At 69.6% G+C, this 11,413-nt stretch carries 9 protein-coding genes and 1 pseudogene; 1 reads left to right on the forward strand and 9 read right to left on the reverse strand.

Annotated features, from left to right (window positions below; genetic code table 11):
• Positions 1–10: 10 nt before the first annotated feature.
• From F4554_RS24155 to F4554_RS24200, 9 genes and pseudogenes are all read right to left on the reverse strand, one after another.
• Positions 11–1,339 (reverse strand): DUF2252 domain-containing protein, encoded by a 1,329-nt coding sequence (locus F4554_RS24155; protein WP_179789687.1) that lies wholly within the window; start codon positions 1,337–1,339, stop codon positions 11–13.
• Positions 1,340–1,382: 43 nt separating this feature from the next.
• On the reverse strand, positions 1,383–3,170 hold the full coding sequence (locus tag F4554_RS24160) for an ABC transporter ATP-binding protein (RefSeq protein WP_179789688.1): 1,788 nt from the start codon (positions 3,168–3,170) through the stop codon (positions 1,383–1,385).
• Positions 3,163–5,004 carry an ABC transporter ATP-binding protein gene (locus F4554_RS24165; protein WP_179789689.1) on the reverse strand — a complete coding sequence of 614 codons (1,842 nt, stop codon included), beginning with the start codon at positions 5,002–5,004 and terminating at the stop codon, positions 3,163–3,165. The genes F4554_RS24160 and F4554_RS24165 overlap by 8 nt, the downstream gene beginning before the upstream one ends.
• Positions 5,005–5,090: 86 nt before the next feature.
• Positions 5,091–6,313: pseudogene (locus F4554_RS24170) on the reverse strand (UDP-N-acetylmuramoyl-L-alanyl-D-glutamate--2,6-diaminopimelate ligase).
• Positions 6,314–6,619: 306 nt separating this feature from the next.
• On the reverse strand, positions 6,620–7,099 hold the full coding sequence (locus F4554_RS24180; RefSeq protein ID WP_179789692.1) for a hypothetical protein: 480 nt from the start codon (positions 7,097–7,099) through the stop codon (positions 6,620–6,622).
• Positions 7,096–7,617: a nucleotidyltransferase domain-containing protein gene (locus F4554_RS24185; RefSeq protein WP_337796309.1), complete on the reverse strand. Its 522-nt coding sequence runs from the start codon at positions 7,615–7,617 to the stop codon at positions 7,096–7,098. The genes F4554_RS24180 and F4554_RS24185 overlap by 4 nt, the downstream gene beginning before the upstream one ends.
• Before the next feature lie 192 nt (positions 7,618–7,809).
• Entirely contained in the window at positions 7,810–8,598 is a 789-nt protein-coding gene (locus F4554_RS24190) for an ABC transporter permease (protein ID WP_202889443.1), read from the reverse strand.
• 10 nt (positions 8,599–8,608) lie between these two features.
• A complete protein-coding gene (locus F4554_RS24195) occupies positions 8,609–9,424 on the reverse strand; it encodes an ABC-2 family transporter protein (protein ID WP_337796182.1) in 816 nt (271 codons plus the stop codon).
• On the reverse strand, positions 9,421–10,434 hold the full coding sequence (locus tag F4554_RS24200; RefSeq protein WP_179789693.1) for an ABC transporter ATP-binding protein: 1,014 nt from the start codon (positions 10,432–10,434) through the stop codon (positions 9,421–9,423). Before F4554_RS24200 ends, F4554_RS24195 begins: the two co-directional genes overlap by 4 nt.
• Before the next feature lie 96 nt (positions 10,435–10,530).
• Here F4554_RS24200 and F4554_RS24205 point away from each other — a divergent pair, with 96 nt between their 5' ends.
• Positions 10,531–11,274, forward strand: a complete 744-nt coding sequence (locus F4554_RS24205; RefSeq protein WP_179789694.1) for a MerR family transcriptional regulator — start codon at positions 10,531–10,533, stop codon at positions 11,272–11,274.
• Positions 11,275–11,413 lie beyond the last annotated feature (139 nt).

An 11,413-nucleotide genomic window follows, 5' to 3' on the forward strand; every position in this document is an offset into this window, starting at 1 on the left:
CTCACCGATCTCAGCCGGCCGAAGGACCGACTCCTTCGATGCGCCCGCCGCGGAAAGCATCCACGAAGAGGGCGTGGTCGGCGCGGGCACGGGCGCCGTACTCCAGGCCGAACTTCACGATGTCGTCGGTGAACTCCTCCGCCCGGTCACCGACGGCCGTCACGATCGCGTCCTCGGTCTGGCCCTCCACCAACGGGATGTCTCCCGCGTCGTCGTCCGCGACACAGTGCACCTTGGCGGTCGCCCGGCCAAGGTGCACGAGGACCTCCTTGACCTCGTGCGGCTCGATGAGGGTGTCCCAGTCCAGGTCGCGCTCGTACGGCGAGACCTCCTGTACGACGAAGCCCGTCCCGTCGATCGTGGTCCAGCCCAACCACGGATCCGACTGCGCCTGCAGAGCTCGCTGCGACACCGCCGTGCGGTGTCCGTGGTGCTGGAAGTACTCGCGTGCGCGGGCGTCGTCGACCACCCTGCTCGGGGCAGCGACGTTGCCCTGCTTCATCGACAGAACCACGTCGTTCTCCAGGGCCTGGGAGCTTCCTTCCACCAGAAGGTTGTACGCCGGAAGCCCGGCGCTGCCGATCCCGAATCCGGTCTTCCCGACGGCGTCCTTGAGTTCGTAGCTGATGCTCCCGAACCTCTTCGAACCCGGGATCGTCTCCCGATAGGCGGCGTAGGCGTCCTCGACCTTCGTGCGCTCCTCGGAGCCCAGAGTCCGCACGCCGGGGCCCTTCCGGAAGCGGCGGCCGTAGTCCTCGACCACCGTCGTTTCCTCGAGCAGGTCGATTCTGGTGGCGAGCTGCGCATCCAGAAGGGCAGCTCGGACGGCACCCTCGGCGGTGTCGAGCCGGATGGACCACTCGTGATCGCGGTCGGAGCGTACGAAGAACCGCACCTGGTCGAGGTAGGCCCGCACGTAGCCACGGACACCTTCCTCGATGTCCTCGTCGGACAGCGCCTTGGTCCAGCCGAGTACGGCGATGCTCGCGGCGAACCGCCGCAGATCCCAGGTGAAGGGGCCGATGTAGGCCTCGTCGAAGTCGTTGACGTCGAAGACGAGACTGCCGCGCCCGTCCATGTAGGTGCCGAAGTTCTCGGCGTGGAGGTCGCCCTGGATCCACACCCGCCCGGCCTCGCCGGTGGCCCACGGGTCGTCCTGTTCGGCGACGTCGGCGTAGAAGAGGCAGGCCGTCCCGCGATAGAAGGCGAACGGGTCGGAGGCCATCCGCCGGAACCGCCTGCGGAACGCCTCCGGATCGGCCGCCATGAGGTCTGCGAACGAGGCGTTCAGAACGTCGACGATGTGCGCCGTGCGACGGCCGTCGGTGACTGTGGACATGGCCGGTCAACATACCCGCAAAGTTCGTGCCCTGCAGAACACGTCATCGGTAGGCGCTGGCCTGGAGTTCGAAGAGTTCGGCGTACGTGCCGGCGGCGGACATGAGCGCGTCGTGGTCGCCGGACTCGACGAGCCGGCCGTCGTCGAAAACGAGGATGAGATCCGCCATCCGTACGGTCGACAGCCGGTGGGAGACCAGCAGAGTGATCCCGCCGGTGGCCCGGGTGGCTGCGGACGCGGCGTTGAAGCGGTCCAGCAACGCGTGTTCGGACTCGGGGTCGAGCGCGGCCGCGGGTTCGTCGAGCAGGACCAGCAGTGGCCGTTCGCGCAGGAACGCCCGCGCGAGCGCGAGCCGCTGCCACTGGCCACCGGACAGGTCGGCGCCACCGAACCTCGTGCCCAGCCGGGTGTCCAGACCGGCCGGCAACCGGTCGATCACCGCGCGTGCGTCGCCGGCGTCGATGGCCCCGTCGTACGCCGCATCGTCGTTGTGGCCGGCCGGCTCGTGTAAGCGGGCCGGGTCGCCGAGTCCGATCGCCTCCCGCGCGGTGTATTCGTACCGCACGAAGTCCTGGAAGCCGGCCGAGATCCTGCTCCGCCAGGCCTCGTGGTCGATCGTGCGCAGGTCGGCGCCGTCGACCAGGATGGCGCCCGCGCCGGGATCGTAGAGGCGGGTGAGCAGCTTCACCATGGTCGTCTTGCCCGCGCCGTTGTCCCCGACCAGGGCGACCGTGCTCCCGGCCGGCAGGTGGACGTTCAGGTCCCGGACCACCGGGCGCTGCGTGCCCGGATAGGCGAACGACACCTCGCGCAGCTCGATGCCGTTCCGCAACACCGGTGGGGGCTGCGCGGCGCCTTCCCACGCGGTCTGTTCGCCGACGTACCGGCGCAGCCAGCGCAGGTGACTCGCGACGTCCAGCAACGCGATCAGCACCCGCACCGTGTCGGACAGCCGTTGCGCGGCCTGGTCGGTCTGCGGCGCGAGCAGCATCACCATGGTCACATCGCCGGCGGTCGCGCGCCCTTCGCGCGCCAGCCAGACGACGAAGACGATCGCCGCGCCGTAGCCGAGCCCGAACAACACGCGCGCCGCGATCTCCAGCAGCTGACCCTTGCGCCGCGCCTGCCACCGCGGTTCGTTCTGTTGCTCGAACAGCTCGCCGATCCGGTCGGTCAGCAGCCCGCGCAACCCGAACGCGCGCACCTCCAGCCCGTGCCGGGGATGAGCGGCGATCTCGGCCAGCCTCGCGTGCCGCCGGTTGTGCTGCATCGTCGCGGTGATCGCGTGCCGGAACTCCCGCGCACCGAACGCCGACGCCCACAGCCGCAGCAGCCCGAGCAGGGGCAGCAGCAACAGCAACGGGTGGATGCCGGCGAGCAGAACGAGCACGGTGACGGTGCTGACCAGGACGGCCAGCCCGCTGCCGATCGTGCCGGCGGTGCCCTTCAGCCGGCGGAACTCCTCCTTCGCGGCACCGAGCCGGTCGGCGATCTCGGGTTGCTCGTGATGGGCGATCCCGGGCGGACTGGTGGCCAGATCCAGAAGCTCACGTTGCAGGCTGAGCTCGATGTCGTCCTCGAGCCGGTGTCGTACGGCGTCCGACAGCACCAGCCCGCCGAAGGCCACCGCCAGCGCACCGAAAAGGATCACGGCGGCGGTCACCGAACCCTGCCCGGTCACTGCGTTCACCATCCGCGCCACGCCGTACGCCTGCAACGGACCGGCGACGGCCATCACCACCACGAGCACCAGCTCGGTCGTGGCGAGCCACGGTGATGCCGCGAACGTCAGGCGGACCAGGGTCGCCAGGGATTCCCAGCGGTCACGCATTCGGAGTGCCTCCCACGTAGCGCGCGGCCTGCAGCTCGAACATCTGCGCGTACCGGCCGCCGGTCGCCAGCAGCTGGGAGTGCGTGCCCTGTTCGGTGATGACGCCCTTGTCCAGAACGCAGATCCGGTCGGCGTTGCGTACGACGGAGAACCGGTGCGAGATCAGCAGGGACGTCACACCGGTGGCCATCCGCAGGTAGCGGTCGACCAGCTCGGCCTCGGAGCGTACGTCCAGCGCCGCGGCGGGTTCGTCCAGCACCAGTAACCCCGCACCCGCGTCCACCGCGTACAGCGCACGGGCCAGGGCCAGCCGCTGCCACTGTCCACCGGACAGCTCTCCGCCGTCGGTGACCGAACGGTCAAGCACGGTGTCCCAACCCCGTGGCAGGCCGGCCACCGCCGTGTCGATCGCCGCGGTCGCGGCCACCGCGGCCAGCCGGTCGGGGTCCGCGTCCACCGGTTCGGCGAGGGTGACGTTCTCCTCGGCGGTCAGCGGCAGCCGCAGGAACTCCTGGGTGACCGGTGCCAGCCGGCGCTGCCACGTCGCCAGCTCGTGGTCGTCGAGTTCGGCGAGGTCCACGCCGTCCACGACGACGCGGCCGGCGGTCGGCCGGTAGGCGCCCGCCAGCAGGTGCACCAGCGTGGACTTGCCCGCGCCGTTCAGACCTACCAGTCCGATCGCCTCACCGGCACCCAGGTGGAGGCTGAGCCCACGCAGCACGTCGACCTTCGAACCCGGGTAGCGGAACCACACGTCCTCCAGGCGTACGTCCGGCGGGCCGGTTCGCGGCCTGGGCGGATCGAACGGGACGTCGGCAGGACCGATCTCGTCGGTGCCTCGAGCGGCGTCGCCCTCCCTCACCGACTGCGCCGTCCCCGGAAGCCGCTGCAGCGCACGCAACGCCGAGGTGGCGCGTTCCATCGAGGCCGCCGCGATGCCGTTCGCCGACATCGCCAACCGCAGCAGGGCAGCCAGCACGGTCGCGACCACGGTCAGTCCCAGCAAGCCACCGTTGACATCCCGCACCAGCACCCACACGGCGACAGCCAGTACGGCCAGGTGAGCGGCGTACACGGCTGACGTCCTCAGCGTCGCCACCCGACGGACCCGCCACAACGGCACCATGGCCGACCGCCAGTCGCGGACGTACCGGCCCTTCAGCCAGGGCGCGAACCCGAACACCCGCAGCTCTTTCGCCGCGGTCCCCATGCCCAGTTCGTACGCGTAGTCGGCTTCCCGGCCGGTCCGCGTCCCGGCGCGCCAGGTCACCTTCTCCGTCCCCGACATGCGGGCCGACCACCACTCGACCAGCCAGGTCGTCGCCAGCAGCCCCAGCGCGACCGGCCACGAGAACAACACGCCCACCGCCACCGCGGTGCCGACCGCCAGCAGCCGCGAGCGAACGAGCTCCGCCAGCGAAACCAGGCCCACCCAGATCGCGCGGTTGCCGATGCCTCGTGCGCGCCGGGACTCGTCCTCCACCGCCGACGACTCCAGATGGCCGATCCTCGCCGAAGCTGTCATGGTCGCCGTGATCGCGCGGTGGATCACCACGTCCGCGTCGTACGTCAGTCGCGTGGACACCATGCTCAGCACGACCGTCAGCACGCCGTCGAGGGTGAAGACCAGCACCAGACCGGCCACCAGCAAAGTGAACGCCGACATCGACAGGCTGTCCGGACCGCCGGCCACGAACGCCGGCGTCGCCCCGATCACCTGGCCGACCAGCAGGGTCACGGCGAGGCTCGTCACCGCGCTCAGGACCGCCAGCCCCACCAACCCGCCGCCGACCAGCGGAGCCACCGTGATCGAGAACCGCACCAGCGCGAACATCCGACAATTACTACCAGCCGATCAGCGCGGCCGCATCGTCGTTCTCCACCGAGCCGTCCAGCGAGCCAGGCCTTCAGGCACGAACGTCAGGTGCGGCCGGAAGCGAGCGTGAGCACCGTTTCCTCGTCGCTGTACGGGACCTTCGTACGGCCGACGGTCTGGTACGCCTCGCTGCCCTTGCCCGCCACGAGAACCAGGTCGTCCGCCCCGGCCTCGGCCAGCGCCGCCGCGATCGCTTCTGTGCGATCGGGGATGGTTCGGACGCGATCGGCGTGCGCTGTCACCCCCGCGAGAATGTCGGCGATGATCTTGTCCGGCTCCTCGGTGCGCGGGTTGTCGCTGGTGACGATGGCCAGGTCGGACAGCTCGGCCGCGATCCGGCCCATGACCGGTCGCTTGGCGCGGTCCCGGTCACCGCCGCAGCCGAAGACGGTCACGATCCGGCCGATGGCACCGGCGCGCAGGGTTCGTAGCACCTGGTCCAGTGCGTCCGGGCTGTGGGCGTAGTCCACCATCACGGTGTACGGCTGGTCCACGGGCACGATCTGCATCCGGCCCGGTGGACCGGGCTGCGCGGCCAGCGCCCGGATTGCGTCGTCGAGGGGTACGCCGAGTTGGAGAGTGGTCGCCAGCACGGCCAGCGCGTTCGACACGCTGATCTCGCCGAATCCGCGTACCGACGCCGGCACCGACCTGCCGTCCGCCCGCGCCTGGAACGCGGTCCCGTCGGTGACGCGCCGCAGGTCGGTGGCGGTCACGTCCGCGTCCGAGTGCAGTGCGAAGGTGCGCGTGTTCCAGCGTTGCCGGATGCGACGGCCAACCGGGTCGTCGGCGTTTGCCACCGCAGCCCTGGCCAGGTCGAACAGGTGCAGCTTCGCCGCCTCGTAGCCGGCCATCGAGCCGTGTACGTCGAGATGGTCGTGGGTCAGGTTGGTGAAACACCCGACCGCCACGTCGGTGCCGTCCAGCCGCCGCTCGCCAACGCGATCGAGGACGCTTCCATCACGACGTGCGTGGCGCCGCGATCGACGAACTGCCGAAGGAGGTACTGCAGGTCGGTCGCCTGCGGAGTGGTCGGCGTGCGCTGCTCGACGGCCAACGCTTCGCCGTCCAACGTGATCCCGATCGTGCCGATCGCCCCGACCCGCAGGCCGAGGGTGCGAAGGAGTCCGCTCATCGTGTGGGTGATCGAACTCTTGCCGTTGGTGCCTGTGACGGCGATCACCGTCAGGTCCGCGACGGTCCTTGCGGAACGCACAGGACACCGCGGCGGCCGCGGCAGCGGGGTCGGCCACCACGACGTCGGCATCGGAGTCGGGCGGCCCGATCACGGCGACCGCTCCGGCTGCACGTGCCTGGGCGATGTGCTCGGCCCGCTTCTCGGCACTCCGCCCGGTCGCGACGAAGACGGCTCCCGGTGTGAGACGCCTGGAGTCCTGCTGCACGTCGGCCACGACGCCGTCGAAGTCGACGGGTCGTACGACCGAGAACTCGCCGCCCAGCCCCGCCAGAACCTCTTCGAGAACTGCCACAGCCACCTCTTAGGCCGAGCCTTGACGGACAGGGCCATCCGCGACGGTTGAAGGCCTCGTGCGAGACACCGTCGCCGCTGCGGTCATGGTGTGGTCCATGGCGTAAGCAGCTGCTTGTCCAGGATGGTCATCGCTGCCGCGTGGGATTCACCGGCGACGGTCAGAGCGTCGTCGACATCATCGGCAGTGGGCCCTCCAGTGTCGGACTCGGGGTATTCGAAGCTGTTGCGAGCTCGGCGGATCCGACCGAAGGCGCGGAAAACCCTTACTGTGGTGGCGAACTGCGCGTTGACCGCTTGCTGCACGGCGACATGTCCACCTCGACTGGTAGCCCGCAGCCCCTGCACGGCGAGAAGGCTGGCCGCACTCTTGCGCAGCGCGTCGTAGGCGAGTTGGTAGGCGCCCGCCAAGTCATCGGACTTGCTTGCCGTCCTGCCTGTGTCCAGGTGACGGCCCGCATCTTCCAGCATCCGGCGTGCAAGGCGCTCGTCGGCCGCGACCTGCTCCAGATCCCCGCCGGCCAGTAGCTCGGCGATCGTGTCGCAGCCCGGTTGCCAGGTCATGCTGACTTCCTTTCAGCCATCACAGGCACCAACGGGCGCGCCAGGACCTGGCTGTGGAATCCGTCTTCGCCGGATCGCCACCAGTCCTCGGAACGGATGACAATGTTCACCTCCCGTGCGAGTCGGCTCTCGGCACGCTGGGCCGCCTCGTCCAGTGCGTCGCGGTCGGGTCGACCGATCACGAGCACATCAATGTCGTGTGGAGCCCGTCCGGATTCGCCGGAGTATCGAGCTGCCCAGGAACCATATAGATAGGCACCGACAACGCCCTCGACTCCGGCGATCTCCTCTTCGATCACCTGGCGGGGACCGAACGATCGCAACAGCAGTTCCGTCAATGGGCCTGTCAGCGGCGAAGCAGCGGCCTTCACCAACCGCGCGTTGCCCAGCCGGCGCGAGGTGACGACTCCGACCTGTTCCGCCCGGGTCACTTCCCGCTGTGCAGTGGCCACGGACGCGCCGACCCGCGCGGCGAGTTCGGTCAGGGTCCACTCACGCTCAGGGCCGAGCAGCACCACGGTCAACAGCTCAGCCTGAACCCGGGACCGCAGGAGGGGCAGGAGCGGAGGGCCTGGTCTTTGCATAACACGCAACATATCTCGCGCGATACGAAAAGACCATGCGAACAGCCATCGTCACCCTTGCCCGGGGAACACGACGGGGCAACTGCCCCAGGTCTGTCCGAAATGTCTGATCTATGAGGTGGAGGGTCAGCTGGTTGCGCTGGTGTAGCGGCGGAGGCCGGCGCGCCAGGCGAGCTGGGCGAGAAGGACGCTGCCGGCCCCCACCGCGAGCGCGGCCGCAGCAAGCGGGAGCGTCGGGTCGTGGAGCAGAGCCCGCGACGGGACGGTCGTCAGGAACGCGACCGGCAGCACGTACGTCAGCAGCAGCCGCAACGGGCGGCGGTAGATGTCGACCGGGTAGCGGGCGAACTGCCACACGGCGTCGTAGACGACATCGAGCGTCAGCCCCATCGCCCAGAAGACCACCGCGGCGGACAGCGCTCGGGTCGCCCACATCACCGCGGTAGCCGCGGCCACCATGAGGAGCCAGGCCGCGACACCCGCGACGGTCACGACGAGCCCGCTCAACTGCACGCCGTACGCCACCACCGCCACGCCGAGGCCGACCTGGGCAAGAGCAAGCGGCGCACACAGGCTCAGGCTGGCGAGGTAGATCGCCGGCGCCGGCTGCAGGAGTACGGCGTCGAGCTGCCCGTCCATGACCTGCTTGCCGAACCACGTGAGGTTGGGTTCGACGAACGCCTGCCGAAGTCCGGACACGATCTGGAACGTCCCCAGCAGAACGACCGCCTCCCCCGGCCCCCAGCCGCCGAGCGTGCTGGTGCGGGTGTAGAGCATGGCCAGCGCTGCCAGCGACGAGCCGAGTCCGACGACGGTGAGCACGACCTCGAAGAGCAGGTCGGCCCGGAACGCGAGCTGGCGGCGCAGCGACAGCGAGAACAGGATTCCGAACAGACGAATCAGCTTGAGCACCATGGAAAGACCCCTATCCCCCGACCGCCGTGAAGCGCCGCAACCCGAGCCGCCACACTGCCGTCACGACCGCGGTGACGAGCACCAGCCAACCGATCTGGACGCCGTACGCCTGGGCAAGCGCGGACCCGTGCAGGTTGCCCGCGGCGATCTCGGCCGGCATGCCGAGCATCGACCAGAACGGCAGAACACTCCCCAACGAGCGGTACGGATCGGGCAGCAGGCTCAGCGGTGCGGCGGTTCCGCCGAGCAGGAAGATCAACGTCTCGCCGAGGCCGACGACGCCGTGCGCACGTTGCGTCCACAGCGCCGACAGGGCGAGCGCGTAGGTGAACGCGAAGCGCAGCAGGGCGGCCAGCAGCAATGCGGGTATCGCCAGGGCAACCGCGGCCGGTTCCACCCGAACGCCGGTGAAGACCGCGGCGACCACGATCAGAGGCAGTCCGAAGATCAGGTGCCAGATCCGCAACCCGACGTTGGCGCCGAAGATGTCGACAACCAGCGGTTGCGGTTGCACCAGGGCGGCTGCCAGGTTTCCGTCGTAGATGCCGTTGGACAACGTGTGGTGCTCGTAGGAGACGGTCATCAGCTGGACCGCGAGCAGCACGACGTAGTACGTGGAAACCGTGGGGTCGCCGGGCAGCGCGGCCGACCACACGAACAGGCCGAGCAGCGGCGTGACGGCCTCGCCGACCACCAACGTGACCATGAACGACCGCCAGCTCCACTGGCTGAGCGAACTCCGCCAGACCGACAGCCACACAAGCCGCAGCAGTCGCGGCAGTCGCGGCAGTCGCGCCGACCGCGGCGGCCGGTTCGATCCGCTCACGCCACACCAGCCCGGTAGAACTGGTCCATCATCGCCTCCAGCGGCGGGTCGGCGACGGTGAGGTCGGCGACCGGAACCTCCGCGAGAAGCCGACCGGTCACCGCGGGCACGTCCCGCCTGGGCACGCGAAGAGTCACCTGCTGGGAGTCGGTGGCGTCGAGTTGTCCGTACGCATCCCAGTCCACCGCCCGCACGCTGTCGGCCGTGGTGACCCGAAGCAGCTTGTACGGCGAGAGGTTCGTCGCCAGGGCAGGCAGGCTGCCGTCGTAGCGGAGCCGGCCGTGGTCGATCAGGATCACCCGCGGGCACAACGCTTCCACCTCGGCCATGTAGTGACTCGTGAGCAGCACCGTGGCGCCGGTGTCGGCGGCGTAGCGGGCGATGTGCCGGCGGAACGCCGCCGATGCCGACGCGTCGAGCCCGATGGTCGGCTCGTCCAGGAACAACACCCTCGGCCGGTGCAGCAGGGCGATCGCCAACGCGGCGCGCATGCGTTCACCCAGACTCAGCGCGCGGACCTGCCGGCCCAGGATCGTCGCCAGGTCGAGCGTGTGGGTGAGCTCTTCGACGTTCGCGTGGAACCGCGACAACGGCACGTCGTACAGCACCCGCCGGTAGTGCAGATTGTCCAGCACCGTCAGTTCGGCCGGCCCGGCGGTCGGCTGGCTTCCTCGCACCAGGGCGATCTGGGTGAGGTACTCGTGCTGACGTCGCCGCGGTACGAAGCCCAGAACCCGCGCCTGCCCCGCGGTGGGGTGCAGGATGCCGGAAAGGATCTTCATCGTGGTCGTCTTGCCCGCACCGTTCGGGCCGATGAAACCGACGATCTCACCGGCGCCGACAGCGAACGACACGTCGGCGACCGCCTCGATGTCACGGTGCTCCTTGCGCAGCAACGAGCGGAACGCCGCACCGGGGCCGGAGTGGCGTACGGGTGCCCGATAGGTCATGCCCAGGCCGTCCGCGGTGACGACCGGATCCGAACTTCGACCTGTCTCCGAAAGCGTCATGGGCCCTAACGTAGGAGGGTGAAGCAAGCTGCAAGCTTTGACGAAGTGGCATCGGCCGACGTCGCGCAGAACGCCGGACAAACCTTGCTTCCGTACTTGAGCAACAAGCTGGAGGCGGGCAGACCGCTGCGTCCGGTCGACCTCGGCCGGACCGTCGGGCTGAGCCCGTCGCAGGTCCGCACCTACGAGAACGTCGGCTTCATCCCCGCCGCGCAGCGCAGCAGCACCGGCTATCGCCGCTACACGGGCGCGCATGTCGAGGCGCTGCGAGTGGCCCGGTGCCTGATCGGCGGCTACGGCTGGCTGCCCGCCCAGCGCGTCCTGAGCGCCGTCCACGCGGGCGACACCGCCACCGCGCTCGCCGCGGTCGACGCGTGTCACGCCGACCTCCACCGCCAGCGCGGCCAGATCGCCGACGCGATGCGGGCTCTCGAACAGATCGGGTACGCCGAGGACACCGGGCCGATGTCGACGGCCCGCCGGTTGGTCCGGATCGGCGCCGCCGCCCGACTTGCCGGCGTACGCCCGTCCGCGCTGCGGTTCTGGGAACAGCAGGGCCTTCTGCAGCCCACGCGTGAGCCACGCACCGAGGCCCGCTGCTACCCGCGTGAACAGCTGCAACGCGTCCAGATCATCACGTTGCTGCGTGCCGCCGGATACCGGTTCGTCGCCATCCGATCGGTGCTCGACGACCTCGCCGCGAGCCGGCCCGAGCAGGCCCGGGCGGCGCTCGAGCAGCGCCGGCGTTCGGTCGAACGCGCCAGCCGGAAGGCGATGCGGGCGACGAGCACGCTGTACGAGTACCTCGAGACGCTCGGCTCCGGCGAACAATCCGCTTGACGGGTCAGGACCGCCGTGGGCAGGCTGGCCGCAACCTCGACGTAGGCCGGAGCCCGGCGGGAACGACCGCGGGCGTCCACGGCCGGTCGCCAGTGACGAAGTGGCAGAGGAAGGGGGTGTTGGCGTTGAGCCTGCCGAT

This window comes from Actinopolymorpha rutila (genome assembly GCF_013407855.1).
Taxonomy (GTDB): domain Bacteria; phylum Actinomycetota; class Actinomycetes; order Propionibacteriales; family Actinopolymorphaceae; genus Actinopolymorpha; species Actinopolymorpha rutila.

What these genes read in the sequence shown, in the direction of transcription:
- F4554_RS24155 (WP_179789687.1), bottom strand. Translation starts at nt 1,339, where the DNA reads ATGTCCACAGTCACCGACGGCCGTCGCACGGCGCACATCGTCGACGTT.
- F4554_RS24160 (WP_179789688.1), bottom strand. Translation starts at nt 3,170, where the DNA reads ATGCGTGACCGCTGGGAATCCCTGGCGACCCTGGTCCGCCTGACGTTC.
- F4554_RS24165 (WP_179789689.1), bottom strand. Translation starts at nt 5,004, where the DNA reads ATGTTCGCGCTGGTGCGGTTCTCGATCACGGTGGCTCCGCTGGTCGGC.
- F4554_RS24180 (WP_179789692.1), bottom strand. Translation starts at nt 7,099, where the DNA reads ATGACCTGGCAACCGGGCTGCGACACGATCGCCGAGCTACTGGCCGGC.
- F4554_RS24190 (WP_202889443.1), bottom strand. Translation starts at nt 8,598, where the DNA reads ATGGTGCTCAAGCTGATTCGTCTGTTCGGAATCCTGTTCTCGCTGTCG.
- F4554_RS24200 (WP_179789693.1), bottom strand. Translation starts at nt 10,434, where the DNA reads ATGACGCTTTCGGAGACAGGTCGAAGTTCGGATCCGGTCGTCACCGCG.